The sequence below is a fragment of the Bdellovibrio sp. HCB337 genome, assembly GCF_047302465.1.
GTDB lineage: Bacteria > Bdellovibrionota > Bdellovibrionia > Bdellovibrionales > Bdellovibrionaceae > JACMRP01.
This window is the reverse complement of record NZ_CP178621.1, coordinates 399,462-426,156: the sequence shown is the minus strand read 5'-3', so window position 1 is coordinate 426,156 and position 26,695 is coordinate 399,462. Positions and strand designations below refer to the sequence as shown.

Here is a 26,695-nt window from a genome sequence, read left to right as displayed (position 1 = left end):
GATCTAAACCATCAGTATTCAGAAATAGTGTTTCGTCATTTTTCTTGAAACAGATCTTAGTGAGTCCTTACCATGGACTTTCCGCCGTAGACATATTGATGGCGCCGACTCCTTGTTGAGGGGTATTTCCCGTTCGGCTCAATCCAAATCCACCAAAATAGAGCGTGCTGCCGTCAACATCTATACTATATACCTGGGCATTACCCGTCGTTGTTCCAACCAAAAGAGGATCCCACGAAGTCGCAGTGCCCGTGCTTGCATCCAAGGCCGTAACGTAAGTCCTACTTTGACCACCAATCGTGGTAAATTGCCCCCCCACATACACCGTAGTCCCACTGACTGCGAGGGAATTCACAGTATTATCGGCATTCGGATTCCAACTTGTTGCTAGCCCCGCTGAGTCCAAAGCCGCAATGCGATTCCTGGTTTGACCACCAATCGTGGTAAAAATGCCTCCGGCATAAACTGTACTTCCACTCACTGCGAGGGTCATCACGTTACCACCGGCATTCGGATTCCAACTTGTCGCAAGACCCGCTGAATCCAAAGCCGCAATGCGATTCCTGGTTTGGCCACCTATCGTGGCAAAACTCCCACCAGCATATACGGTACTTCCATCGATAATGATGGCATTCACGGTGCTACTGGCATTCGGATCCCAACTTGTCGCAAGACCCGCTGAATCCAAGGCCGCAATGCGATTTCTGGTTTGGCCGCCGATCGTAGTGAAACCTCCTCCGGCATACACCGTGCTTCCACTCACCGCGAGGGCATTCACGTTTGAGCCAGCATTCGGATTCCAACTTGTCGCAAGACCCGTACTCGCATCCAAGGCCGCAATACGATTCCTTGTTTGTCCACCGATCGTGGTAAAAGTCCCTCCGACAATGACCGCACTTCCACTGACTGCGAGTGCACTCACAACATTATCAGCATTCGGATCCCAAGTTGTTAAAGCTCCCGTTGTCGCATCCAACGCCGCAATTCGGTTCCGTGTTTGCCCAGACCCTACAAATGTCAAATAACCTCCAACATAAACGGAGGTCCCACTAACCGCGACAGCCTGCACCGGCAGACTTGCATTTGGATTCCAACTTGTTGCTAGCCCCGTACCGGCATCCAAAGCCGCTACGTAATTTCGACTTTGACCTCCGATCGAGGTAAAATCCCCTCCCGCATACACCGTGCTTCCACTGACAGAGAGAGCCGTCACGAGGGCGTTAGCATTCGGGTTCCAACTTGTCGCAAGACCCGCTGAATCCAAAGCCGCAATGCGATTCCTACTTTGACCACCAATCGTAGTAAAACTCCCTCCGGCATACACCGTAGTACCACCGACTGCGAGGGCATTCACGGTGGTACTAGCATTCGGGTTCCAACTTGTTGCAAGACCCGCTGAATCCAAAGCTGCAATGCGATTCCTACTTTGACCACCAATCGTAGTAAAAGTCCCTCCGGCATACACCGTACTTCCATCGATAATGATGGCATTCACAGTGCTACTGGCATTCGGATCCCAACTTGTCGCAAGACCCGCTGAATCCAAAGCTGCAATGCGATTCCTACTTTGACCACCAATCGTAGTAAAAGTCCCTCCGGCATACACCGTACTTCCACTCACTGCGAGGGCATTCACCGTGTTACTGGCATTCGGATCCCAACTTGTCATTAGCCCCGTGGTAGCATCTAAAGCAACTAGGTAATTACGCGCCTGAGCGCCGATGAGGGTAAAACTCCCTCCGACATAGACCGTACTTCCAGTGGCTGCGAGGGCATATACGTATGAGTTTGCATTCGGATTCCAACTTGTCGCTAGCCCCGTACTCGCATCCAACGCTGCAATACGATTCCTGGTTTGACCGCCTATCGTGCTAAAATCTCCGGCGGCAAACACTGTGCTTCCGCTCACAGCGATGGCATTCACGGTGTTGTTAGCATTCGGGTTCCAACTTGTTGCTAGCCCCGTGCTCGCATCCAACGCTGCAATTCTACTCCTCGATTGGCCGCCTATCGTAGTGAATCCTCCTCCTGCATACACCGTACTTCCATTCACTGCGAGGGCATTCACGGTGGTACTAGCATTCGGATTCCAACTTGTCGCTAGCCCCGTACTCGCATCCAAAGCCGCGATACGATTCCTAGTTTGACCACCAATCGTGTCAAAGACCCCTCCGGCATACACCGTACTTCCACTCACTGCGATAGCATTCACTGTGCCGCTAGCAGACCCACTGGCATTCGGGTTCCAACTTGTCGCCAGACCCGTACTCGCATCCAAAGCCGCAATGTAATTCCTGGTTTGACCACCAATCGTAGTAAAACTCCCTCCGGCATACACAGTAGTACCACTCACGGCGATAGCATTCACGTATGAGCTGACATTTGGGTTCCAACTTGTCGCCAGACCCGTACTCGCATCCAAAGCCGCAATGTAATTCCTGGTTTGACCACCAATCGTGGTAAAAACCCCTCCGACATAGACCGTACTTCCACTGACTGCGAGGGTATATACGTATGAGTTTGCATTCGGATTCCAACTTGTCGCTAGCCCCGTGCTGGCATCCAAGGCCGCTATACGAAATCTGCCTTGACCACCGATCGTGGTAAAAGCCCCTCCAGCATACACCGTAGTACCACTCACAGCGATGGCATTCACGGTGGCGTTAGCATTCGGATCCCAACTTGTCGCTAGTCCCGCTGAATCCAAGGCCGCAATGCGATTCCTGGTTTGGCCACCAACCGTAGTAAAATCCCCTCCAGCATACACCGTAGTACCACTCACAGCGATGGCATTCACGGTGTTGTTAGCATTCGGGTTCCAACTTGTTGCTAGCCCCGCCGAATCCAAGGCCGCAATGCGATTCCTGATTTGGCCACCGATCCCACCAAAACTCCCTCCGGCATACACTGTACTTCCACTGACCGCGATGGCATTCACGGTGGCATTAGCATTCGGATTCCAACTTGTCGCAAGTCCCGTGCTGGCATCCAAGGCCGCAATGTAATTCCTGGTTTGACCGCCAATCGTGGTAAATGCACCTCCGGCGTACACCATACTTCCACTCACCGCGATGGTATTCACAGTGTTACTGGCATTCGGATCCCAGCTACTCACAGTTCCTGACGAACTAATATGGGCAATATTATTACGAGCAGCTCCTCCTACCATAGTAAAAGTACCGCCGATATACCACCCACCACTGCTGTCAGACACTACCACATTGATCGTTCCATTGACCTTTGCATAGGTTAAATCAGGCAAAGCAGAAGCAGTATCAATCGCCGCGCCCCTTGAAATAGCATAGTCAGCAGCGACTCTTGTAAATGCTCCGCCAATAACAATGTCTGAACCTGCCTTTGCTATCGCATTAACGACACCGGTTTGGGGATCAAAGGCGGTCGCGATCCCCGTACTGATATTGACAGCTGCGGCGCCAGCTCTATCAACACCTGCCACTATAGAAAAATCGCCGCCCATATAAAGCGTGGATCCATCTAAATACAGTGCCAAAATAGTTCCGTCTGGGTTAGGCATAAAGCCCGTATCCAAACTGCCATCTGAATTAATATGAGCTAATCGACTTACTGCCTGATTCTGGTAGGACGTAAAAGACCCGCCGACGTACCAACCTCCGGCTCCGTCTGAAATCACCGCTCGAATAGTCCCATTAAAAGTCCCATCTATGTATGAAGACATGGGCTCTGCAACTCCTGATGTCGTATCTAATGAGGCACCATATTTCGGGCCAAAAGCCGTAAAACTTCCGCCCACATATAATACGCTTCCAGAAAGCGCTAAAGCCGAGACATTTGCATTAAAAGGAACGTCACTTAAAAAACTAAGATCAAGAGTTCCATCTGCGCCAATACGGGCAACACGAACGCGATCCGCCGTACCCACTTTGGTGAAGCTACCCGCTATATACCAGCCACCAGCCCCATCGGGGATCGCGGCCCTGACATTACCGTCAATCTTCATTGAATCAATGTTAAATCCGGCAACAGCCGCGCCGCTGGAATTCACGGGAATACCATGCCCCATACAACGTGCCACCCGGGTAAAGTTTCCGCCAACGACCAGGCGAGTGGAAGAATAAGCAAGCACGTTGCTGACAGAGCTATCAAAACACGAAGGCCCTGTGCCGGCTATTGGAGTTCCCAACACCGAAGAACCCGCTGAAGCCTTTTTCCAAAATGCAAATGGCACCATGGCATCGGTACTGACAACAAACAAAGTCATAAGCATCAAAAGACATAAGGCTTGTCGCTTTAGGAAAGACCTTAAATATCTCGAGCAATGCACGTCGCCTATTCGTAACAGTCTTTTGTTTGTTTCCATCTTGATACAAGCGTAGCCGAGCTCGGACGTTTCCAAATATTTCCGAAATGGAATGCAAACTTACTTCGCACAGAAGAGGCCGAAGGTATGGAGTTACGCCTTCCGCTGAGACACTTTCATAAAATCAACCACTAACGATGTTCAGGGAACGCCTTTGTATTCGAAAACCCTCATTTCCTTTTTGGAGAGGAAACGAAATAAGTGTCTCTTTTGCATAGAGATATTCCAGAAACAGGAACAGCACATCAAAATGTTATTTATGAGCATTTGGCTGCAATCAAACCACAGCCTAACAAGGGAATCGTATATGCAACGTAAGTCGTCTTTGAATCCCTGCACATCAGTACGTGGTGCTTCACTTTTGGCGGCGATTACCGCCATGGCCATGCTATCTTTAACGATGTTTGCATCCATGGCCTACCTCGATTTGTTAACCACTCAAAATGCCAGTCTAAAACAAGATTTTTCTATCAGTCTTGTTAAAACCAATATCATCAGAAATTTACAAAGCCCCAGCTCATGGGTAAATACTGTGAACGACTCTGCCAATTTGTTTTTGGCCTGCACAGCGGATCCCGCAAACTGTCTAGCAGTAAAAAGCTTTGTGCCCTTAAACATCCATGATATCGAAAATAAAGTCGTCGTCGCAGGCGCCGTAGGATCATGGTACGACTACACTGGAAAAATTTGTCCTGCTGAATCCACCTGTCCAGTGCAAGTCAAAGCCCAGTGGAGAGGTGTATGCAATAACGAGGGCACCTGCACCCAAGCGTATGTAGAATTAGATTTTCTGATTCGAGACAAAAGCGGAACACAGTCCAAGAGCAAAGTTTCTTTCCTGAAGAATTATTTTATCGGCACTAGTACAAGCACAATGACGACCAATGTGACTGTAAACTCTGGTGCTCTTGGCAATGCCAAGGCCAAGATCATTGTGATTTTGGATAGTTCAGAAAGTATGATCGACAACTTTGCAAAAGTGAAAAGTGGTCTCTCTGGAGTTATGACAAAACTCGCGGGCAAAAATGTGGAAGTCTATTTTTACACCACTGCCAGTTATGAGCCGGAATGGTACGTGACCTATGCCAGCAATACTCCTCTCAAAGTCTATTACGACGACTTAAGCCAATACAACGGGTTTAAAAAAGTGGCGTCCTTTGATGTAAAAAAAGAGGATGACATCCATTACACCTTAGATCTCTCGATGGATATGTCCCGTAAGATTGGCCTTCCTATTGATCCTGCGCTGGATTCTGCAACGGTTCTATCCAGAATGGACAGTATTTTCGCGACTTATGTCGCCGCCAGTTGGAGTGATCGCGAATCCGGTCTTTGCACCCTTCATCGTATTTTGACGGATGAAGGCCCCAATAAAGTCATCAATAGCAACGATCTCGCTTTTTTCATTTTGGTCAGTGATGAAAATGATGTGATGATGACATCTGAATCAATGTCAAAATATGGTTGCCACAAAAAACAAACCATTGAAATGATCACAACGACAACCAGTCAACCCCAAGACTGTAACCCCTCTCTCGAAACTTGCGACTTTGCAAATGCAAGACTTTATTTTGGCGGTATTAGAGCTCTCATTGGCTACTCTGAAGTTAAAAACGATACACAAAATTTCCATTTTAAAACTTTGTGTGACGTCAATACGGACTACAACTACACAGGCTACAAGCCTTGTCCTTTTAGCACTCTTGGGAAATATGCTTGTACTGACTCACAGATGAAAATTATAAATCCCGATGGAAGTAATAGTATTCTGTCATGCTATGTCGCTGTAGAAAATGATTCCCGAAATTACACTATAAGCTCTCAAACCCCAGCTACAATGGCCACAATGCAAAGCAACTTTTGCACCGGAGGCTCATTTACATTGAGCGGCGTCACCTACGTGAACCTTCAAGATTACATCCAACGAGCCATTCCTGGATTCGCCTCAGCCAATTTGGAATCTTGCCAAGTCTCATTCACAAAAATGGTTCCAATGACAGGCACCTATCCCCAGGCCACGTCCTATACCCGTATGAATGGGGATATCACGACAACGAAAATTTTCACGTCCGAGGAACAGTTAAAAATGCGAGATCATATTATTTCCAACCTCAAAGCGAAGTTTGGCACCACCGGATTCGCGGTTAAAGCCATTATTCAGGATCCTATCAAAGACCTAGGACTTTGCTCCCTTACGAATGGAAGCTATGGGACAGTGTATGTGGATTTCCTGAATGCCTTGGGAAGCCCCTTGTCTAGTTACGATAGTATCTGCAATAGTTCCTACGACGTCAGCTTTGACACTTTAAGTTCCAATATTCTTTCAAAAATCAATAACACCTATATCTTCAGTAACATGACCAGCGATGACAAAATTGTCGGCATCAATATCACTCGTGCAGGCAGCTCGTTCACTTTAGACCCAACCAGGTATGAAGTGGTCAGCAACAAGGTGATCTTTCAGGAAGGGGCTTTGCAAGAAGGCGATCAAATTACCCTGCTTTTAAATAATGGAACAACGGGGTCTTGGTAAGATCGAATTCAGGAAAATGTCTCATTGTGAAAATCATTTTATAAGGCAGTGAGATTCCTACCTAGGAGTTGATGGCATGTATACGACCAACTCAAGAAACGCTCTTTGTTGAGGGCCTTTAGGTTCGAATGCCAACCTGGCGATACCTAAATAGGAACCGATGGATTTTATTTGAACGTAGGTAGTGAGAGGTCCATATGCAACATAGATTGATCTTGAATCCCTGCACATCAGTACGTGGTGCTTCACTTTTGGCGGCGATTACCGCCATGGCCATGCTATCTTTAACGATGTTTGCATCCATGGCCTACCTCGATTTGTTAACCACTCAAAATGCCAGTCTAAAACAAGATTTTTCTATCAGCCTTGTTAAAACCAATATCATCAGAAATTTACAAAGTCCTAGCTCATGGGTAAATACTGTGAACGACTCTGCCAATTTGTTTTTGGCCTGCACAGCAGATCCCGCTAACTGTTTAGCTGTGAAAAGCTTTGTGCCCTTAAACATCCATGATATCGAAAATAAGGTCGTCGTCGCAGGAACCGCAGGTTCATGGTACGACTACACTGGAAAAATCTGTCCTGCTGAATCCACCTGCCCAGTGCAAGTCAAAGCCCAGTGGAAAGGTGTATGCAATAACGAGGGCACTTGCACCCAAGCCTACGTAGAATTAGATTTTCTGATTCGAGACAAAAGCGGAACACAGTCCAAGAGCAAAGTTTCTTTCCTGAAGAACTATTTTATCGGCACTAGTACAAGCACAATGACAACCAATGTGACAGTAACCTCTGGCGATCTTGGCAATGCCAAGGCCAAGGTTATTGTGATTTTGGATAGCTCAGAAAGTATGGCTGATAACTTCGCCAAAGTGAAAAGTGGACTGACCAATATGATGACGACACTTGCCGGGAAAGATGTGGCAGTCTATTTTTATACGACGGCCGGGGCAGAGTATGACTACGAAAGTTATCGATTCAATTTTTCCGTTTTGAAAACACATTATGAGAGTACTTCCAACAACGCTGAAGCATATAAAAATGTAGCTTCTTATGTGGTGACCAAGCCCGACGATGTCACCTACAATATAAATTTGGCACAGGATATGTCTCGCAAGATTGGTCTGCCCATTGATCCCACGCTGGATTCCGCAACTATCAAATCCAGAATGGATAGTATTTTTGCGACCTATGTGGCTGCGCCTGGGACCGATAAAGAAAGTGGCCTTTGCACTTTATACCGAGTTTTAACAGAGGACGGCCCCAATAAAATCCTGAACGACAATGACTTGGCTTTTTTCGTGATTGTCAGTGACGAGGATGATCTTATGCTGAACCCGAACACTCTGGCGGTGAGTTGTCATAAGTCTCAAAAAATTGAGGAGGTTACCTTTGCATACAACGCAGTCACCAATTGTGATTATCTTACAGAACCTTGTACAAGGACAGACGTTAGACTGCATTTAGCAAAAAGAATCGCCATGGTTCGATATACCCAGAGAACCAATGATACGACAGTATCGTTTGCGGCCAGCGTGTGCAATTTTAATAGTGGCTCGAATCCTGTTGGCTATTCTCCTTGTCCCTACCAAACTGTAGGTGGGTATACATGCTCCAGTAGAGAAATGAACTATATTAATCCTGATGGCACAAAAAATATTATAGATTGCTCGGTCAGCGTTTATGACAGCGAAATTGGTTACAGCAGAGGGTATAATTATATGGAAAATACACCGGAACTCATAGCCAATTTTTGCTCAGGAGGGGCTTTCTCCTTCCAATCTATTTCTTATACTAATGTCAATGATTGGGTCCGACAAATAATGGGCGCGGGCTATGCAGATGCTACTCAGATATTTTGTAAAGTCAGTGCCAGTAAGTCTGTTGCAACAACAACGACGAACTTGCAAGTCACGTCCTTCACCCAAATGGACGGCACAGTCACTACCAATGGTAACTTAACCAACGAAGCTCGAGAAAGACTCGGGTCTTACCTTGTTTCCACACTTAAAACCAAATTTGGAAACAGTGGCTTTGCCGTGAAAGCCTACATCCAAGACCCCATCAAGGACTTGGGACTGTGCAGTCTGACAGATGGCACCTATGGCACGACTTATAAAAACTTTATAAGTCGTTTGGAGAGTCCCCTGTCTGGATATGAAAGCGTTTGTAACTCAAACTACGATGTCAGCTTTGACACCTTAAGCGCCAACATCCTTTCCAAGATCAATAACACTTATGTCTTCAGCAGCCTGACCAGCGACGACAAAATTGTCGGCATCAGTATCACTCGTGCAGGCAGCTCGTTCACTTTAGATCCGAGTAAATACGAAGTGGTCAGCAACAAGGTGATCTTCCAAGAAGGGGCTTTGCAAGAAGGCGATCAAATTACCCTGCTTTTAAATAACGGAACAACGGGGTCTTGGTAAGAAAATGAATCATCGTGGATTTTCTCTCATTGAGACTCTGATCGGGCTCGCCATCAGCACTTTTATGATTGCCGCCGCCTATTTTGTTTTTAATACGGTTCTTAAAGAAATCTATACCGTCGAAAGTAATATTGGGCGCATGGGCTCCAAAGTCGAATTCAGGAACATGCTGGAAAATACATGCATTCAGGTGAACTCGCTTACCCATCCCAACAATAATCTTTCTTGCCTCCTCTCAAAAACATGTACCTCTGGACTTACAGGAAGTCTGAAGATCTTCGATGAACAAGTTGAGCTCTTGAATGACCCCGGCGTCACAAAATTTGACAAGAATTTGCACAAATGCCCCAGCACTCAAACTTCGTGCACCACCATTTTGAATTCCAACTTCCGCTTGGTTTGCTCTGGAGAAGGCTGTAAAACACCCGACATTCTCATATTTATGAAGTACCTAACCCCCGCTACTGCAGATCAACCCGAGATCCTTGTTGATTCCTTTGAGTTTGCACTGAACCTTCCTACCACCTATAAAAACTGCCAGGATGCCTTGAACGCGGGGAATACAATCAGCGACATTTACTTGGTAGATCCTGATGGTAACGGCGGTCTCTGCCCGTTTAAAGTATATTGCGATATGAACCCCTCTTCAGGCAGAGCTCGGGCCCTCATTGGTCGGGCCTCCACCCATGGATATACGGAATTACCCCGCTTGCAAGTCCCCCTGGAAACTCAGGGTCACGGACTTCTTCAGCATGAACATATCGCAGCCCTTTACAATAGCACCGGCTCCACAAAAAAAATGACCGTCGATGTTGAAGAAGCCTCAATGGGAAATCTCAGTGTTCCTCTCAACATCACCAATATAAACCAAACCCAACAACTGGCGAATGCCACTTATTGCGAATATAACAACACCAATGCAGTGAATGCCATTGGCACAAACAGCACAGAATTTAAAATAGGCGCACAGAACAACACTGGTTTTGTTGGTTTTTCTACAGAAGTTGTAAATGGAAAAGTTACTGGCTTTAGTTGTGCAAATTGCAGCACGGACTATGTGTGCAGTTTAGGCGGGTCCTCATGTTGCCAACAACAACTCAAGGGATCTCTATGGTTAGAATAGGAAACTCACAGGGCAATTTCTCTGTGATAGCCATCATCGCAATGATTTCCTGCGTTCTTCTTTTATATTTGGTCCACGCGATCACGCCCTTACTGAGTTACAAGCGCCAGGTCGTAGCGGCCAATATAAAAACCAACTTAGTCCTAGCTATGGAAAATATAAAAACCACGCTCAACAATACTCAGGCCATCAAAACGATCGTCAACTTGCCCGAGAATGCGCCCATAAAATGCATTGCTCAGGCTACTTGCACTTACAATATGAGCCCTCAAACGCTGAAAGTAGTTGGTCTTGATGGAACTCTTCTTTCGGATGGCTCTTCCGTCGGTATTGATCATACAGGACAACCCTGCTCAACCACCAGTGGCGAGTCCAAATGTCTCTTCACAATTGTGGTGCGGTGGCGCCCCCTGTGTCCAGCGGATGGCAGTGTCTGCGTGAATCCCCCAGTTGAAATCACTTCCGAAACATCGTTCTCTGGGGGACTCATGAAATTTGTCCTGAATTTTAATAATGTAAATTTTAAATTTCGTCTGACCGGCCTCGCCGCCCAGATTACGCCATAGTCACTGATGCAATCGATAGCTAGGCACCAATAAAATACCCAGACTCTAAGGAGCTTCTAGTTCCTGCAAAAGATCCGACCGTTTCCTATCGTTAGGAAACATTTTAAACATCTCGTAATGAGATTTTATGAATGAATATGTGAAGTTGCCATCTGCTTCGCCGAAACTAATAGTGCCGACCATGGTAGGTTCAGCATTTAGGGGGAAATATGAGATTTTGTTCAAACGGCGTCTATCTTTTTATTCTTTCATTAGCTCTGAACTTGGCATTCGCAGGACCAATCCACGCGAAAACTACATCTGAGGTAAAACTCAAAGGTAAACTTGAAGCCTATGTCAGTGATGGCTTGGATGGCGGGCATAAGCTCTCTGTCTATTTGAAGGAAGAAAAAACTCAGCGTCGCTATGAGCTGTTAAGCGATAAGGTTCCACACGCCGGAATGTTAAACGCGAAATCTGTGGTCGTGACAGGAAAACAAAAACAGTCATCACAAATTGAAGTGATGAATGTGGCCTACGATGACTCTACTTTAAGCTCTACGCAAATTTCCTCTAATTATTCGGGGGCCACGGGCGTTCAAAAAACTTTGGTTTACCTAGTTAACTTTCAAGATAAACCACTGGATAAGCCTTGGACCCTCGAGCAGGTTCAAGATTTGGTTTTCAATCAGGTCAATTCATTTATATTAGAGAATTCTTCGAATAGAACCTCCGTGGCTGGTACCGTTGTAGGATGGTATACTCTTGCTATGGACAGTACGAGCTGCGATGGATTCGCAATCGAGAGGCTGTCAAAGCAGATGGCTTCGAATGCAGGCATTGTCGTTTCAAATTATGACCGACATATTTTAGTCTTCCCTGCGAATACGGCTTGCGGTTATTCGGGAATGGCGCAGACAGGTTCACTGGTCTCGACTGCCTGGATTCACAACAGCATGACTCTGAGAACAATTGCACATGAGTTGTCCCACAACCTAGGCGTCCTACATTCTAGCGCACTCAAATGCACAGGGGCTCCTCTGTTAAGCCTGGTTACTGATTGCTCACACCAAGAGTATGGGAACACATTGGATATCATGGGATATAGCGGAACAATCGGGCACCTGAACAGCTTTCAAAAAGAACGCCTAGGATGGTTTTCTGTCGGAGAGATAAACGAAGTGACCGCGGATGGGGTCTACTCAATTTCACCTGCCGAGTTTGCAGGAACTCAAGCGCGAGCTCTGAAAGTATATCGAGGTCTCAACACCGCAGGCGATCACGAGTGGTTCTATATTGAGTACCGTCAACAGATCGGTTTTGATGCGATGATCATAAACCGATCTGTCGTGAATGCCAGCAACGCCTTCAACGGAGTCACAATAGTCTTGGGAACCCAAGAAAACGGAAAAAATCTGTTACTAGATATGACCGCCGGAAGTGAGTTTGTCGACATGAAGGATCCTGCTTTGTTGACCGGAGCCAAATTTACAGACCCGGCCACAGGCTTGACTGTTGAAACGATTTCGATCAACAGTTCTGCTGCGTCTGTTCGAATCACTGGGGTTGGATCTGGGCCGGCTCCCATAGATAGCACAGCACCAGTGGCGTCTATCAGCTCGCCAAGTGCGGGCTCATCGGTGTCTGGCAACATCACTGTGGCAGCCTCTGCAACTGATAACGTGGGCGTGAGTAAAGTTGAATTTTATATCGACGGTAGTCTAAAAGGAAGTGACACGAGCGCCCCGTATAGTCTTGCAATCAATACGACTAATTATACGAACGGGAACCACAATGTGATGGCTAAAGCCTATGATGCCAATGGGAATGTGGGTAGTTCTGCTTCAGTGTCGTTCTCAATCAATAATATTGTCGCAGATACTACACCGCCGTCTGTGACGATCACCAGTCCAGCCAATGGCATGGTCTACAGCCCTCGCACAAGCTTGAACTTGCAAGCGTCAGCTTCAGATAACGTAGGAGTTACAAGAGTGGAGTTCCTCGTAAATGGCACACTCATTTGTACGGACTATGCCGTAAGCTATTCGTGTCCGTATAAGTTGAGCGCTGCGAAAGGTGTAAGTTACGTGATCGAAGCTCGCGCTTACGACGCTGCCGGAAACACCTCCAAGTATCAGATCTCGATTATGTCCGCAGGCGGAACAACAGCAGCAGCATCTAGAAAGTAAATTTTGATTTCATATAGAGAAGCGAGGCCATGCAAAAAAATGCGTGGCCTTTGCTATTCAAAAAATGAAACTAATTTCCAAAGAGGAAGACTCGGTAATATAGGTCTCTGTATTCGGCGTAGCCCCAATCTTTTACGGTGTCCGACAAAAGAAGCGCATTAAAATATCGAACTAACTCAGAGCTCTCCATATAACGATCTCGAAGAGCCTTGCGATAGATAACTTCATGAACAATAGCTACCGCCTTTTGCTGAATATTCAACGTTTTCCAGTAATTCAAAGCAACTGTGTACAATTTGTCAGTCGCAAACTTGGGAGTTCTTTGAACAACGAGCTGCTGAACTTCACATCCCTCGGGAAGAAAAATAATTCCACCATCGTCAATGGGCATCAGCTTAGTATTAGGTATGAAATAAACTTGGCTTTTAAAATTTGCGTTTTCTTCAAGGAGGGCCTGACTCAATTCAGGATCCCTGGACTCCACCCGGCTCAGAATAAGTGCTGCGATTCTCAGTGCCTCATCCAAATCTTCAAATCCCGTATAGTTTCCTGGATCTACAGAGTTTGCCGTCTGAACCGGTGGCAGCACTACCTTTAGGCCATGACGTGCTTCCGTTTCATAAGCATCGTACATCATATTCTGGCGAGCGTCCTGGCAAACTAGAATATCGCCACCATTGCCTTTTTCAGTCCAATCTACAAGCGTTGCATGCGCCTGTATGTGCAAGCCTAAAAACAATCCGAAAACTACAATCACAAAACTCTTTAGCATATTCCCCCCTGCCCCAGTGTCCGCAATCTAGAATATCTTTATAAGGCACAGTCCGAAAAAATCTGTCAATGCTAGTTTTATTTTAAATTGTGGAAGCGTTTCGCTCTTACACCCAGAAACAACTTAGAAACGCGTCATAGATTTTCAAAAACGAGTCGCTCCATTGCTATTTCTAAAGAACACTAAAATACCTAAGGTACTACTGCGACTTTGGCGACGACCCGCGTGGTATGAACTCCATACGCACCACCAACAACGGCGGTCTTAGCAACGACCCTTGTCGTGCGAAAGTGATAGGCGCCACCAGCGCCTGCAACCTTTGCCACAATTTGTGTGGTACGAACATTAGGACTTCCACCTTGAAGCGCTACTTTCATTGCTGCTTGTGTAACTTGAACCGTGCCTTTGGCTGATGTTTTCCAAAATGCAAAAGGAATCATCCCCGCAACGGCCCGATGAGACGAGTCCCACCAAGTAGAAAATATTCCTAAAGCACTCCATTTAAGAAAGAAACGACGATTTTTATTCATGAGTCTGACAGAAGTCCAATATCCATATTGTCGATCGAAGTTTTATCCCAAGCCGAACCACTCGGTTGAGTTTCAAAAATACTGGAGTTTGTGACCCAGGTAGATACTGACACTGCCTTTGCCACCCCAAAAGAGGACGTCCCTCCTGAGCGAGTACCCAGTTTTAATTTGGCATTATTATGCTCAACCTTTACACTGCGTGCATTGATTTGCACACCTGCGATAGACGTGGGGTTGACCCCAGCAGGTAAATTTGTAGTTCCATAGTAATCAGTCAAAGCTAAGCTTGTCGCCGTCACATAATTGGTTGTATTCACGGGAATTTCATTCACACAGCTATAGTTGGCGCCAGAGCTAGGAGTCATCTGCACAGAGGCATCCGCATTCGGGACCAGAGTATAAACCCCGATGGGTCCTAAAAAGGTGTTGTTAATAGTCCCCGTAGTATCACAAACATATAAATCATCAAAAAAGCTCCATGCGACACCAGAGAAACCCCGCAGCGAAAGACAATTGATCCCTGTTGCAGATCCTCTAGTATCAATACCCGTTAAGCTGATCACTTCAACGGCATTCACTCGCACTTTCACATCTCCGGCGACTCCAAACTTATAGTGAACCTCAATATAATCCCACAAATTAGTTCCTAGAACTGCCGCCGCTGATGTGCCCAAGACAGCGCTAGTGCTACTATTGACCACCGAGATGGACCCATCCGTATTTTTGGTCAAACGAATTCCGTTTGCGACGTGGTTAGAATAAGCTATCGGCAATGACGACGAAAGGTAGCACATCGAACCTGAAGTTGTGTTTGAGTAAAATCCAAACCCTACAATGACCTCAGTCAACGGCGGCAAAACCATACTGAGATATGACCCATTATAGTGGGCCGTCGCTTTTCCATTTCCCGAAGGGTTGGTTCTAGCTGCCGTAGATGTTTCCAAACTACTAGCGTTCATACCATCCCAGTACACCCAACTACATCCATTGTTAGCGTTTGCAGAGAATATCTCCGCCTGAAAACTCGTACCAGTTGTGTTGTATTCATCAAATCCTTCAATAAAAAGCAACGCCATCAGCTTCCCCTTTTTGTTCTAAACAGAATCAAATCCAATTTTAGTGTTGTTAACGTCAGCAGCGGTCCAATCAGATCCATCTGCTTGCTTTTCGAAAATATCAAAATCAGCAATCCACGCTGCGGACGTCTGAGTTTTTGTAGCGCCAATCTGCGCTCCCTTAGGAGACTCTATAGTGAGTGCCAAGTTGGCCGACGAGCCTAATGCCTGTCCTCGCACATTGCACTGAATGCCTGCGATCGGCCCTAAGCCGGTTCCAGAAAGGTCTGCTGTTTCGTAGAGATCCCTACTTCCAGCTGTCGCCGAGGACACATAGGAAGTTGCCCCGTTGTGAGGAATTTCATTCACACAGGAAAAATTGCTCGTACCTGTGTTGCGAGTGAATGCCACTGCCGAATCGGCTGTCGGCATTCGTGTTTGCACGGCGATGGGCCCCAGAAAGGTGTTATTGACTGTTCCCGTAGCATCACAAAGGTACAAATCATCGAAGTAATATAGGATCGCGGAGGACGTAGAGCAAAGAGCGAGATTTTGAATGCTTGCCGCGCCACCTCGAGTGTCTATCCCTGTTAAGTTTAGAACCTCAACACCTTCGATCCGAACCTGAATATCTCCACTGGCCCCAAATTTATAATAGAGCTCAACATAGCTCCAGGTATTCAAAGGCATGCAAGGGGAAGTCGTGGGAGCTAAATTAACGCCTGTATTTCCAGCTACAACTTCAAACCCACTGGATTCGTGTCGGCGCAGGCGAATTCCTGTCGTTGGTAACGACGCCGAAGTGGAATTAGTACTACTTAAAGTCAAAAATGTGCCGGGGCTATTCAGGTGCACTGCGATGCCAATAAAAATCTCACTGACACTCGGTAGAGCTAAATCCAAATGTGAATTTCGTAAGTACAAAGATTTGGCAGTAGGACTGCTTTGTGGAGAACGGTACAAAGATCCGTTGAGCTCCATATCACTTCCGCGATACCAATAGTTCCAACGATATCCTGAGTGACTTCGCATCAGGACCACTTCGGTACCTAAGGCATTGCCCGTCGTCGTGGTGTACTCTTCAAACCCTTCTAAAAATCGCAAAGCCATCCATAGCTCCGTCGGTAATTATTTGTTGCCAACACATCATTTACGTACAACAAAGGTCGGGAATAAACGATTGCTAGAAGAATCGAGAAACGCTTTTATCCCACAAAAATAGATTACATTTTTTGGAATTTATTGTTCACTTCTTTTACGCATCCGCATTCATTTTCTTTTCCCGCTACATGGAGGGGAACACTGGAACACGCACAATTTTTAGAATTAGTTCGCGCACATTTGAAATCAAAAAAAATGTCCTTACGCGGACTCGCACTTCGTGCGCAAATTTCCACCGGAAAACTCTCTGAAATCCTGAGTGGAAAAAGACTTCCATCTCCATACTACATAAGTAAAATTTCACGCGCGTTAAAACTAGAGGGCCATCAAATGCCAATGTCCTCACCAAACATACAGAAGGTTTCACGTCCGGATCGCCTTCTTAAAAGTGATGAGCTGGCGTTCATTCGCCAATGGTACCACTTGGCAATCCTTAATCTTCTCAAAGTCGCAGATGCAAAAATGGATGCAAAGTGGATGGCCAAACGCCTAATGATCAAAGAAGAGGAAGCTAGTGGAGCATTGCAACGCCTTCTAAGATTGAAAATGATCGAGGCCGTAGATGGACGATTTGTAAGAACAAACGGATTTTCAACAACAACTAATAACATTCCGAGCGACGTAATTCGTTCCATGCACGAGTCTATGTTACAGAAAAGCATTCACGCCATTCATGACGTGCCGGTTGAGCTTCGAGATATTTCTTATATCACCATGGCAATTAATCCAAAAAAAATTGGTAAGGCAAAAGACGAGATCAAACTCTTCCGCAGAAAAATTGCCAAAATATTAGAGACAGATCCTCACTCCGAAGTTTACTCTCTTTGTGTTCAGTTAATTCCACTTACCAATGTTCAAGCGGAAAAATAAGTATGAAACAAATTACTTGCACCATGATCTCGGCCTTTATTTTTTTCTTTGCTGCATCTACCTTTGCTGGCGATGAGATCTGCAATGGTGGAGATCTCGTTTTGTGTCCTCGTGAACGTCCTCGGCTCTTGGACCTCTTCGAGAGAAACATCCTTTACAATCTGACAACTCCCATAAATGAACCTCATCTAAGCCGTATCAAAAGTGTGAATATAAATGACGTTGCCCAAGAAATCATTGCGCCCTTGGAACATCTATCCCCTGAAATTCACTCGTGCTTGAGTTCTTATCTGACACCCCAGGGGTTTTGGACCGAAGCTCGTTTAATTCCTAATGTCGAAATGCGTGATATTCGTGATGAGCAATATTATGTGATTCCGAAATCCTGCCAAAAAGTGCAAGTGGCCATGCAACTTCGAACTTCCACTATCGGCCCTTACCGCTACATGATCAGTGAAAATCTTTGGAATATCATGGACGAGTACCAACGTGCCGGCCTGATTCTGCATGAGATCATCTTAAGAAATTTTATTCTTAATCCTAGTTGGGGCGAAAAAACCACTTCCGTGCGTTACTTCACGGCTGCTATTATGTCTGCGGAAATATCAGAGATGACTCCAGCACAGTTCCAGCAAATAGTGGCAGATATAAACTTTAAATGCCATCCGATGCGCTAAGCGATAGTGGAGACCTCTGAGCAGGAAGGTCTCTCGGTGACTCTTGTATCTTTGCTCAGTGTTTTTTGTATTTCTTTGATGTCAGTGGCGGAACCTCTGTCCTTAGAGATGGCTTTGGAAGCTGCTAACACCGGAAATGTGCAAATCCTCAAAAAGTATTCGGCAGAGCAATCGAACCTCAATAAGCAGAATAATCGCGGTATCAATCTTCTCATGCAAGCGGCTGCCAGCGGTCAGACGAACGTCATCGACTATCTTCTTCAACAAAAAGTGGATCTAGAACTCAAAACCTCAGAGGGTGATACAGCTGTTGTCATGGCAATCACCAACGATCAGGATGCTATCGCAGAAAAGCTTATTAAAGCTGGAGCCAAAAAAGAAATCACCAATGGTGACGGCAAAAAACCTCTGGATCTCGCAAAAGAGATCCAGAACGAAGAAGCTATCAAGCTTCTAAAATAAATTTAGCTGAAAAGTTTTTTGAAGAAGCCAGAGACCTTTTCTCCGATAGACTTCTGTTTCGCTGCAACTTGCGGTGCGTGCGGTTTGCGCGGTCCACGGTTTTGTTGGTGAGACTGCTGCTTATGCGGCCCACCCTTTCCGTGTTGTTGCGGACGGCGTTGATCCTGACGTTGATCAGGTCCACGTTTTTGGTGTTGTTTTTGCTCTCCGCGATGTTCACCACGACGTTGCTGGCCTTGTTGACCTTGGCCACTACCCTCTTTACGGTGTTCTTGCGGACGACCTTCCCCACGATGTTCGCGACGAGGTTGATCCGATCTTGGTCCGCCCTCACGACGAGGACGACGATCGTTGCGACGACCACCACCATCACGGCGAGGTCCACGCTCAGAACGGCCACCACCGCCACCCTCACGAGATTCATAAGAGCGAGAGTAAGAAGAGTCCGACCAAACAAACGGTTTGAAGTCTTTGATAAGATCTTTGTCTTCCATGTATCCGACAGTCACTTTGTGCTTCAGATAGTCTTCGATACGAGCCAAAGAGTCCACATCACGATCACTGACCAAACTAAATGCAATCCCCGTTGTTCCTGCACGGCCGGTACGACCGATACGGTGAACGTAAGATTCGCTATCCATCGGCAGTTCAAAGTTTACAACCATGTCGACACCTTGAACGTCCAAACCACGAGCCGCAACATCTGTCGCAACTAGGATGTTCAGATCATTTTCGGCTTTAAACTGCTGCATCACTTTCGTGCGTTGAGCTTGAGTCAGCAAACTAGAAATCGCCATTGCTGGAACGCCATTGTCGTTCAAGAAGCGAGTGATTTTCTCTACGTTCAATTTGAAGTTTGTGAAAATCACAGCCTGACGAGGTTTGTGAAGTTTTAAAAGTGACAACAAATGTTGAGGCTTTTCATCCTGGCCAACGTGGAAAATTTCATCTTTCACGTTTTCAGCTTTGGCTTGATCACGGCTGATGTTCACTTCCACTGGATCCGCACCGAATTGGTAAGCGGTATTCAAAACGTCAAAGTTCAAAGTCGCACTGAAGACCAAGAACTGACGTTCTTTTGGAACGCGCTGAAGGATGTATTTCATGTCGTCTTTGAAGCCCATATCAAACATGCGATCCGCTTCATCGAAAACGATGGCACGAACTTGCTTCAAATCAACCAAGTGTTCTTTGTAAAGATCAATCAAACGGCCCGGAGTCGCTACGATGAATTCCACTCCGTTTTTCAGAGCATCTTTTTGCTTGTCGTAGCCAGTTCCGCCATAAATTGCGAAACCCTTCAAACCCGAAACTTCAGAAAGCTTTTCGACATTCTCTTGAACTTGCTCTGCCAACTCGCGAGTTGGAACCAAAATCAGGATGAAGTTTTGCGGTTTCCAATCTGGAAAGGCACGTTTTGCAACCAACGCTTTAGTTTCTTCGCTGGCATCTGGAGGCAATGGACGAGCACGCAGAATTCGCTCCATCAAAGGAAGCAGAAACGCGGCAGTTTTACCAGTTCCTGTTTGAGCTAAGCCCGCGACATCACGGCCTTCCAAGGTCACTGGAATAGACAATTCTTGGATCGGAGTGCATGTCGTATAATTGAGTTTTTCAATAGTGGAATTAAGGCTAGGATCTAGATTAAACTCAGAAAAATTCAAGGTTTCACTCCAATGAGGACATTATTTGGGCATAAAAAAGCCAAAGTAATGAGAACTTCTGGGAAAGTCAAAGAAACAGGCAGTTTATAGGGACCTAAAAACCACCTGCAAAATCCTTCAAAGCTTGTAGAAAGAGTGCCGGTTGCTCAGAATGAACCCAATGCCCCGCATTAGGTATTTCGACGCCAGTAATCATTGGATTGGACTGTAAAATTCTTTCGTAACTTTCCCTAGAAAGCTCACGGGACTGGGCTCCGCGGACCCAGAGAGTCGGCATCTGCAGAGACTCTACCTCATGCCATCGCTCTTGCAGACGACCCTCAATCACGGAATTCAGAATTCCTTGTTTAGAAAAGCGCCAGTCGGCTGTGCCATCTGGCTTATCTTCGATATTGGCATAAAAGAATTGGGCTAAGACTTGCACTTTATCACGAGTCTTGGCGATCTCTAGAAAGTCCTTCTGGAAAAAATTGCGAGCGGCTTCTCGAGTTGGGAACGGAGTCGGCACCACCCCAAGGAGCTTTTCATAGTAATCAACAGCATCCGGGGCGGCCTCAGGACCGATATCTTCAACAACCAGTTTGATAAGCTTTTCCGGATGTCGGTAAGCAAAGTTTAATGAATTGCGTCCACCCATAGAATGGCCCACCAAAATAAACTGATCCCAACCCAGCTCTTCGGTAATACGCTGGATATCCTCAGAGTAATCCTCAGGAGAATAGCCCTGTGCCGGCTTCTGCGAACGGCCATGACCTCTTTGATCAAATACCAAAACTCTTTCAGTGGACTCTAAACCCGCAACGATCTTACGCCAGTTAGCCCCATACCCCATAAGTCCGTGAACAAACACCCAACGGCGGCCATTCTCTGGACCTGTGATCTGATAATGAAAGGAATCGAGGTAAGCCATGGACTTCTTATACCTCAAAAATTGACACAGTCTAGCACTTCCATTACAACAAAAAGTGCTACTTAATAGAATGGTGATGAATTTGACTACGAGACCACAACTGCACGAAGACTGGATTGATCCTTATGCCCGGGAAATCGTGCGCATCCTTCAAGATGAAGGCTTTGAAACTTACCTTGTCGGCGGCTGCGTTCGCGACTTGTTAGCTGGCATTCATCCCAAAGATTTCGATATCGCAACCAATGCTCATCCCAATCAAGTTCGACGCAAAATTCCACATGCTTATGTGATCGGCAAACGCTTCCGCTTAGTTTTGGTCCGCCGTGGAGATCAGCAATTCGAAGTTGCTACATTCCGACGTAATGTTCGCCAAGAAGAGCTTGAAGACGGCGAGGCAGAAGTTGTTGGCGACAACTACTTCGGTTCTTGTGAAGAGGACGCGAAACGCCGCGACTTCACGATCAATGCCCTGTTCTACGATCCTATTCAGCAAAAAATTATCGACTATTGTGATGGTCAAAAAGACATCGCGAACCGCACCCTCCGCATGATTGGAAACTCGGTAGAGCGTTTTATCGAAGATCCTATCCGCATCCTTCGCGCAGTTCGTTTGTCTCACAAAGTAAACTTCATCATCGATACAGAGATGAGGGGTGCCATTGTACAGTGCGCGTCCGAGTTGAAACGTGCGGTACTTCCACGCCGTCGTGAAGAGTTTTTAAAAATTCTGCGTCTGCCAGATCCGGCACTGACCTTTATTGAACTTCATGATTTGGGTGTTTTAGAAAATACTCTGAGTGGTCTTCAGGCCATTTACAGAGATGCTGAAAAGACCAACGTTTTTGAGTGCCATCTTCAGCGCATGAAGAACTGCGGATTTAAGTTCGAAGATCCGACTGAATTGCTTTCTGGCTTTATGTTTGCCTTCTTGAAAGCTCACTATGGTGAAGAGTCGTGGAATCTGAACGACATTCAAAACGACGACCGCCTTCAAGGGTTCTTACGAGACGAGCTGGGCATGTTCAAACAAGAACAAGCTACCTTCTTTAAGGCTTTGCACTTGATTCATAATCTGCAAAAAGTGGATTTGTACATGCGTAAAGGAGAGCGCCGCCAAATGGGCTTCCTTCGTAATGATGCTCTTCCATTAGCACTCAAGCTAGCACAGATGGACTACACGATCACTGGAGCCACTCTTCTTTTCTGGGAGAACCAGTTTAAACGCTTTGCGAATAAACCGGTTCCAACGGATGCTTCAGAAGCTCACCAGCATTAAGCGGCGTCTTTAGCACTAATCTTAGATAACAACTCGCCTGCTATTTTATCCAAAGCTAAAACTTTGTCAGCAGCCCCTAAATTTACGGCTGCTTGAGGCATTCCGTAAACCACGCAGGTTTCTTCGTTTTGAGCTACTGTATAGGCACCGGCTTTTTTCATTTCTAAAAGACCCTCGGCACCGTCTTTACCCATACCTGTCAGCACGACTCCACAAGCATTCTTACCCACGAACTTGGCAACAGATTTCATCATATAATCAGCTGCTGGGCGCACGCTATGCAAAGGGGCTTCCTGGTGAAGCTTCACGTGATAGTAGGCACCACTACGATAAAGTTCCATATGATAATTGCCCGGAGCAATCAATACACGGCCTGGTACTACTTGGTCGCCCTCTTCAGCTTCTTTCACTTCAAAGGGAAACATTTTATTTAGATTATCGGCAAAAGATTTCGTAAATCCTGGCGGCATATGTTGTACCACCAGAGTTCCCGGAATATTCGCCGGCATTCCTGAAAGAAATACCTTCAAAGCTTCAGTGCCTCCGGTAGAAGACGCTACGGCAATCAACTGATGCGTAGTTCTTGCCAAAGATGTCGATGTCGACTTTTGCACCGGAGTGCCCGGTGTCGCCACTTTTTTGATTGGATTAATACGAGCACGAGCGACGACCTTTACTTTTTCTATGATTTGCGCTGACAGCGTTTCCATCGACTGAGAGACGTCAATAGAAGGTTTTTCCATAATTTCAATGGCGCCAGCTTCAAGAGCACGGAAATAAGTCTCTGAACCTGTTTTTGCCAAGCTAGAAAAAATAATGGTTCTAGTTGGCATATGCTGCATGACTTTTTCTAGAAAGCTAATGCCATCCATACGCGGCATCTCTACATCCAAAGTCATGACATCAGGTTTAAGTTGCACAAGTTTATCACGAGCTATGTAAGGATCCGCAGCGGAACCCACAACCTCGATATCAGGCGACGAAGACAGGAACTTTTCCAAAAGTCTTCGGATCACAGCTGAATCGTCGACTATCAAGACACGAATCTTACTCATGGTTCACCTTACAACTTCTGATAGATAGCTCTAGAGAGCGGTTTTAAATTGGCATGCTTCACGTTGCCCGATTCAGAATGCCCAAGAATCAAATAGCCGCCCGGAGCCACCACATTGGCAAGATTCGAGATTACCTTTTTAGTAGTCGCTTCATCAAAATAGATCAAAACGTTACGGCAGAAGACGATATGAAACTTATTTTGGAAAACATAAGTCTCGTTCATCAAATTGAAGTTCGCAAAACGAATCAATTTGTGAATATCATCGCCCGCTTGGAAAAGGTCTTCGCCGGTTTTCTTATCCGTCGATTTTACTTTGCTAAAATACTTCAAGCGACGAGCAGAATCCAAGCCCTGCATGTCTTTTTCATCGTATTTGCCGATGGATGCTTTCTTCAAGACTTGATTGTCGATATCCGTTGCCAAGATTTTCGTGCGGGCCACTTGTGACTCAGGCAAGCTGTCTCGGACTGTCATTGCGATCGTGTAAGGCTCTTGCCCCGTGCTCGCTGCGCAACACCAGATACGAAGTTCAGGAACTTTGCCAAATTGCTCTGGAAGAATTTTACCTAGAAAATCAAAGTGCGCTGATTCGCGGAAGAACGAGGTCATATTCGTTGTTAATGCCGAGACAAACTCATTCATCACTTCGTCAGTACCCGTCTGCACTAAATCCCAGTACTGCTCATAGCTAGTTAAACTGCGACGACGAAGAATCTTGATCAAACGATTGCGAAGAAGCGCGTGATTCTTAGGTGAAAACGGCAAATCAACACCTGCGATATCATACATTTTCTTGGCAAAAAGCTCGTAGGTCTTTTGCTGAAGATCCATGTCCTGATATTCAAAGATATTTTGCGGATTGAATTTTGGGTCTATTTTTTTGGCCGCGCTCACGCTGCTTGCTCCTTGTGATCGAATTCGTGGTCTCCGCCCTTAGCTGCTTTGGATACAATCATTGCCGGATCCAAAATCAGCACGGTACGACCGTCCCCTAAAATCGCAGCTCCTGCAACCTCTGGAATATCTTGGCCTGTTGCCAGTGGCTTCACTACCACTTGCGCTTGGCCCAAAACATCGTCTACTGGCATTGCCATCTGACCTGACATTGATTCAATAATGACTAACATGGTCTCTTCACGACGAGCGCTTAAAGACTCAGACTTTCTTTGATGCCAATCTTGGCCACGAGTGCTGCTAACATCATAGTGGATGTGCCCAAGAGTGCGCCCGATGTTAATCACAGGAACGAGGCATTCACGTACTTTTGCGACTTTGCCCGCACCCGGGATCTCGGTGTAATCTTTCGGCATGACACGTACGATTTCGCGGATCGAGTGAATCGGCAGAATGTATCTTTCCCCTTCTAAAGCCACAACGATACCATCAGTAATCGCAGTACTAAGAGGAATCGTCAGACGGAATGTTGTCCCGTGACCTAGTTTTGATTGAATATTGATTTTACCGTTGATGCGTTCCAAGTTGGATTTCACAACATCAAGACCCACGCCACGACCAGACAAGTCACTGACTTTGTCTGCTGTCGAAAAGCCTGGAGCAAAAATAAACTGGAAAACCTGTTCGTCAGGCATCGTATTCGGATCTACTCCGTGCGGGACTAGGTTTTTTTCAATCGCTTTTGCAAGAACCTTGTCACGATTGATACCACCACCATCGTCGACGATTTCAATAATAACGTTACCGCCAGATTGTTTGGCAGAAACAGTCACTTTAGCTGTCGCCGGTTTCTCGCGTTCTTTACGGATCTCAGGTTTTTCAACCCCGTGGTCCATCGCGTTTCGCACCAAGTGAACCAAAGGATCCCCTAAGAGCTCAAACACTGTTCTTTCAACTTCGGTTTCTTCACCCACAAGTTGTAAATCGACTGGTTTATTCAAAGTGAGAGAAACGTCACGCACGATACGTTGGATCTTCACGAAAAGAGATTTCAACGGTGTCATACGGATGCTCAGAGTTTTTTCGTAAAGCTCACGCACGGCCTTATCTAATTGGTCGACGATAGCTTCAAGGCGAACGTTTCCACCCGTCTTTATATAGTCGTCATGCACGATTTGGTTTTTTAGAACCACGAGCTCGCCGACGGCATCTAATACCGAGTCCACACGACCGGTATCTACTTTGATAACCATATTTTCTTTTTTAGCAGGCCCACTCTTTGCTGGGCCGCCATTGCCATTTCCAGCATTTGCAGCCGCTGGCGCTGCTGCCGGTTTTGCTTCTGCCACCACTTTCGGTTTTTCTACCGGAACTGGTGTTGGTACTGGAGCAGGCGCTGGAGCTGATGCAGCGGGTGCTTGTGATTTTTCATAGTCCGCGCGATCTTCGGGACTCATTTGTGCTAAGAGCTCTGCCATTAAATCCAGATTCGCCACGTCCCCTGCAGGAGCTTCTGCTGCTGGAGCTGAAGCTGCAAAGAAATCATCAGGAGCTTGCGCTTTTGCTTCTTCAGCAGGAGCTGCGTGTTCACCGTGATGAGTTGACGGTTTTCCAGTGATCTCTTCATGTGCTTTAATCAATTGCTCAACGAGAGCCGCTGGATCCCATGGAGAGTTTTCGCCTTGTTGTAATGAAGCAATACGTTTTTTAAGTTCATCACCAGATTGCAAAAGCAAAGAAATTACATTGGAGTTCACCAAACTCGGATCTGTGCGTAGGACAGACAACAAGTCTTCCATCACATGGGCAAACTTCGCCAGATCTGGAAGTCCGACTGCTGCTGCACCACCTTTTACCGAATGGGCTACGCGAAAGATTTGTGATAAATCTTCGCTAGGCTTTGCGCCGCTTTCCAAACTCATCATGCTTTCCTCGTACGACTCGAGTAGGAAAGCAGACTCTGTCAGAAACTCCGTCTGCAGCTCTGCAAAAAAAGAATTGTCTTCACTCATTACAAAAACTCCTGTGATAAGAACTCACATTTTTATCGGCGTCTTCAGAGGGAAACTTGGCCCCCAACTTCTTGAAAACATTGAAATATGTTCCTTAGTCGGGTCTGATAAACAGAACTTTACTGCGCCTTAAATAAATTTTTATACAACAAACATTCTATCGTTTTTTTAGAACGCCTCAGGATGGGATTTCAGTCATT

Annotated in this window: 19 protein-coding genes and 1 pseudogene; 10 read left to right on the top strand and 10 right to left on the bottom strand. The window is 46.1% G+C overall.

What is annotated here, in order from left to right:
- Nucleotides 1–67: 67 nt before the first annotated feature.
- The gene (locus ACLWBB_RS02045; RefSeq protein WP_413289882.1) at nucleotides 68–4,240 is read right to left on the bottom strand and encodes a beta strand repeat-containing protein; all 4,173 of its coding nucleotides are present in this window, start codon (nucleotides 4,238–4,240) and stop codon (nucleotides 68–70) included.
- 406 nt (nucleotides 4,241–4,646) lie between these two features.
- On the opposite strand from ACLWBB_RS02045, the gene ACLWBB_RS02040 reads away from it, so the two are divergent.
- The 6 genes and pseudogenes from ACLWBB_RS02040 to ACLWBB_RS02015 all read left to right on the top strand — a co-directional run bounded on the left by ACLWBB_RS02040 (nucleotide 4,647) and on the right by ACLWBB_RS02015 (nucleotide 13,155).
- On the top strand, nucleotides 4,647–6,872 hold the full coding sequence (locus ACLWBB_RS02040) for a hypothetical protein (protein WP_413289881.1): 2,226 nt from the start codon (nucleotides 4,647–4,649) through the stop codon (nucleotides 6,870–6,872).
- A gap of 197 nt (nucleotides 6,873–7,069) precedes the next feature.
- On the top strand, nucleotides 7,070–9,298 hold the full coding sequence (locus ACLWBB_RS02035) for a hypothetical protein (RefSeq protein ID WP_413289880.1): 2,229 nt from the start codon (nucleotides 7,070–7,072) through the stop codon (nucleotides 9,296–9,298).
- Nucleotides 9,299–9,302: 4 nt separating this feature from the next.
- Nucleotides 9,303–9,350 (top strand): annotated as a pseudogene (locus tag ACLWBB_RS02030) (prepilin-type N-terminal cleavage/methylation domain-containing protein); the annotation flags it as partial.
- A gap of 390 nt (nucleotides 9,351–9,740) precedes the next feature.
- A complete protein-coding gene (locus tag ACLWBB_RS02025; protein WP_413291578.1) occupies nucleotides 9,741–10,421 on the top strand; it encodes a fibrinogen-like YCDxxxxGGGW domain-containing protein in 681 nt (226 codons plus the stop codon).
- Nucleotides 10,379–10,987 (top strand): hypothetical protein, encoded by a 609-nt coding sequence (locus ACLWBB_RS02020; RefSeq protein WP_413289879.1) that lies wholly within the window; start codon nucleotides 10,379–10,381, stop codon nucleotides 10,985–10,987. Before ACLWBB_RS02025 ends, ACLWBB_RS02020 begins: the two co-directional genes overlap by 43 nt.
- Nucleotides 10,988–11,196: 209 nt before the next feature.
- Entirely contained in the window at nucleotides 11,197–13,155 is a 1,959-nt protein-coding gene (locus ACLWBB_RS02015; protein WP_413289878.1) for an Ig-like domain-containing protein, read from the top strand.
- Nucleotides 13,156–13,225: 70 nt separating this feature from the next.
- Here ACLWBB_RS02015 and ACLWBB_RS02010 read toward each other — a convergent pair whose 3' ends face one another.
- The 4 genes from ACLWBB_RS02010 to ACLWBB_RS01995 all read right to left on the bottom strand — a co-directional run bounded on the left by ACLWBB_RS02010 (nucleotide 13,226) and on the right by ACLWBB_RS01995 (nucleotide 16,622).
- The gene (locus ACLWBB_RS02010) at nucleotides 13,226–13,927 is read right to left on the bottom strand and encodes a hypothetical protein (protein WP_413289877.1); all 702 of its coding nucleotides are present in this window, start codon (nucleotides 13,925–13,927) and stop codon (nucleotides 13,226–13,228) included.
- A gap of 191 nt (nucleotides 13,928–14,118) precedes the next feature.
- Nucleotides 14,119–14,457 carry a hypothetical protein gene (locus ACLWBB_RS02005; RefSeq protein WP_413289876.1) on the bottom strand — a complete coding sequence of 113 codons (339 nt, stop codon included), beginning with the start codon at nucleotides 14,455–14,457 and terminating at the stop codon, nucleotides 14,119–14,121.
- Nucleotides 14,454–15,533 carry a hypothetical protein gene (locus ACLWBB_RS02000; protein WP_413289875.1) on the bottom strand — a complete coding sequence of 360 codons (1,080 nt, stop codon included), beginning with the start codon at nucleotides 15,531–15,533 and terminating at the stop codon, nucleotides 14,454–14,456. Before ACLWBB_RS02000 ends, ACLWBB_RS02005 begins: the two co-directional genes overlap by 4 nt.
- A gap of 18 nt (nucleotides 15,534–15,551) precedes the next feature.
- A complete protein-coding gene (locus ACLWBB_RS01995; protein WP_413289874.1) occupies nucleotides 15,552–16,622 on the bottom strand; it encodes a hypothetical protein in 1,071 nt (356 codons plus the stop codon).
- Between the two features lie 132 nt (nucleotides 16,623–16,754).
- Between ACLWBB_RS01995 and ACLWBB_RS01990 the strand changes: the two genes are divergently transcribed.
- The 3 genes from ACLWBB_RS01990 to ACLWBB_RS01980 are packed head-to-tail and all read left to right on the top strand — an operon-like array spanning nucleotide 16,755 to nucleotide 18,682.
- On the top strand, nucleotides 16,755–17,543 hold the full coding sequence (locus ACLWBB_RS01990) for a TIGR02147 family protein (protein ID WP_413289873.1): 789 nt from the start codon (nucleotides 16,755–16,757) through the stop codon (nucleotides 17,541–17,543).
- 2 nt (nucleotides 17,544–17,545) lie between these two features.
- A complete protein-coding gene (locus ACLWBB_RS01985) occupies nucleotides 17,546–18,220 on the top strand; it encodes a hypothetical protein (RefSeq protein WP_413289872.1) in 675 nt (224 codons plus the stop codon).
- Between the two features lie 36 nt (nucleotides 18,221–18,256).
- Nucleotides 18,257–18,682 carry an ankyrin repeat domain-containing protein gene (locus ACLWBB_RS01980; protein ID WP_413289871.1) on the top strand — a complete coding sequence of 142 codons (426 nt, stop codon included), beginning with the start codon at nucleotides 18,257–18,259 and terminating at the stop codon, nucleotides 18,680–18,682.
- 2 nt (nucleotides 18,683–18,684) lie between these two features.
- Here ACLWBB_RS01980 and ACLWBB_RS01975 read toward each other — a convergent pair whose 3' ends face one another.
- Nucleotides 18,685–20,346 carry a DEAD/DEAH box helicase gene (locus tag ACLWBB_RS01975; protein WP_413289870.1) on the bottom strand — a complete coding sequence of 554 codons (1,662 nt, stop codon included), beginning with the start codon at nucleotides 20,344–20,346 and terminating at the stop codon, nucleotides 18,685–18,687.
- Nucleotides 20,347–20,440: 94 nt separating this feature from the next.
- Complete coding sequence (locus tag ACLWBB_RS01970; RefSeq protein ID WP_413289869.1) at nucleotides 20,441–21,256, bottom strand: alpha/beta fold hydrolase; 816 nt, start codon at nucleotides 21,254–21,256, stop codon at nucleotides 20,441–20,443.
- A 76-nt stretch (nucleotides 21,257–21,332) separates the two neighbouring features.
- Between ACLWBB_RS01970 and ACLWBB_RS01965 the strand changes: the two genes are divergently transcribed.
- Nucleotides 21,333–22,532 (top strand): CCA tRNA nucleotidyltransferase, encoded by a 1,200-nt coding sequence (locus ACLWBB_RS01965; RefSeq protein WP_413289868.1) that lies wholly within the window; start codon nucleotides 21,333–21,335, stop codon nucleotides 22,530–22,532.
- On the opposite strand, the gene ACLWBB_RS01960 is transcribed toward ACLWBB_RS01965, so the two are convergent.
- The 3 genes from ACLWBB_RS01960 to ACLWBB_RS01950 are packed head-to-tail and all read right to left on the bottom strand — an operon-like array spanning nucleotide 22,529 to nucleotide 26,495.
- Complete coding sequence (locus tag ACLWBB_RS01960; protein ID WP_413289867.1) at nucleotides 22,529–23,587, bottom strand: protein-glutamate methylesterase/protein-glutamine glutaminase; 1,059 nt, start codon at nucleotides 23,585–23,587, stop codon at nucleotides 22,529–22,531. The genes ACLWBB_RS01965 and ACLWBB_RS01960 overlap by 4 nt on opposite strands.
- Nucleotides 23,588–23,595: 8 nt before the next feature.
- Entirely contained in the window at nucleotides 23,596–24,483 is an 888-nt protein-coding gene (locus ACLWBB_RS01955; protein ID WP_413289866.1) for a CheR family methyltransferase, read from the bottom strand.
- Nucleotides 24,480–26,495, bottom strand: coding sequence for a chemotaxis protein CheA (locus tag ACLWBB_RS01950; protein WP_413289865.1), 2,016 nt, complete (start codon nucleotides 26,493–26,495; stop codon nucleotides 24,480–24,482). The genes ACLWBB_RS01955 and ACLWBB_RS01950 overlap by 4 nt, the downstream gene beginning before the upstream one ends.
- Nucleotides 26,496–26,695 lie beyond the last annotated feature (200 nt).

What these genes read in the sequence shown, in the direction of transcription:
- ACLWBB_RS02045 (WP_413289882.1), bottom strand. Translation starts at nt 4,240, where the DNA reads ATGACTTTGTTTGTTGTCAGTACCGATGCCATGGTGCCATTTGCATTT.
- ACLWBB_RS02040 (WP_413289881.1), top strand. Translation starts at nt 4,647, where the DNA reads ATGCAACGTAAGTCGTCTTTGAATCCCTGCACATCAGTACGTGGTGCT.
- ACLWBB_RS02035 (WP_413289880.1), top strand. Translation starts at nt 7,070, where the DNA reads ATGCAACATAGATTGATCTTGAATCCCTGCACATCAGTACGTGGTGCT.
- ACLWBB_RS02025 (WP_413291578.1), top strand. Translation starts at nt 9,741, where the DNA reads ATGAAGTACCTAACCCCCGCTACTGCAGATCAACCCGAGATCCTTGTT.
- ACLWBB_RS02020 (WP_413289879.1), top strand. Translation starts at nt 10,379, where the DNA reads ATGTTGCCAACAACAACTCAAGGGATCTCTATGGTTAGAATAGGAAAC.
- ACLWBB_RS02015 (WP_413289878.1), top strand. Translation starts at nt 11,197, where the DNA reads ATGAGATTTTGTTCAAACGGCGTCTATCTTTTTATTCTTTCATTAGCT.
- ACLWBB_RS02010 (WP_413289877.1), bottom strand. Translation starts at nt 13,927, where the DNA reads ATGCTAAAGAGTTTTGTGATTGTAGTTTTCGGATTGTTTTTAGGCTTG.
- ACLWBB_RS02005 (WP_413289876.1), bottom strand. Translation starts at nt 14,457, where the DNA reads ATGAATAAAAATCGTCGTTTCTTTCTTAAATGGAGTGCTTTAGGAATA.
- ACLWBB_RS02000 (WP_413289875.1), bottom strand. Translation starts at nt 15,533, where the DNA reads ATGGCGTTGCTTTTTATTGAAGGATTTGATGAATACAACACAACTGGT.
- ACLWBB_RS01995 (WP_413289874.1), bottom strand. Translation starts at nt 16,622, where the DNA reads ATGGCTTTGCGATTTTTAGAAGGGTTTGAAGAGTACACCACGACGACG.
- ACLWBB_RS01985 (WP_413289872.1), top strand. Translation starts at nt 17,546, where the DNA reads ATGAAACAAATTACTTGCACCATGATCTCGGCCTTTATTTTTTTCTTT.
- ACLWBB_RS01970 (WP_413289869.1), bottom strand. Translation starts at nt 21,256, where the DNA reads ATGGCTTACCTCGATTCCTTTCATTATCAGATCACAGGTCCAGAGAAT.
- ACLWBB_RS01965 (WP_413289868.1), top strand. Translation starts at nt 21,333, where the DNA reads ATGAATTTGACTACGAGACCACAACTGCACGAAGACTGGATTGATCCT.
- ACLWBB_RS01960 (WP_413289867.1), bottom strand. Translation starts at nt 23,587, where the DNA reads ATGAGTAAGATTCGTGTCTTGATAGTCGACGATTCAGCTGTGATCCGA.
- ACLWBB_RS01950 (WP_413289865.1), bottom strand. Translation starts at nt 26,495, where the DNA reads ATGAGTGAAGACAATTCTTTTTTTGCAGAGCTGCAGACGGAGTTTCTG.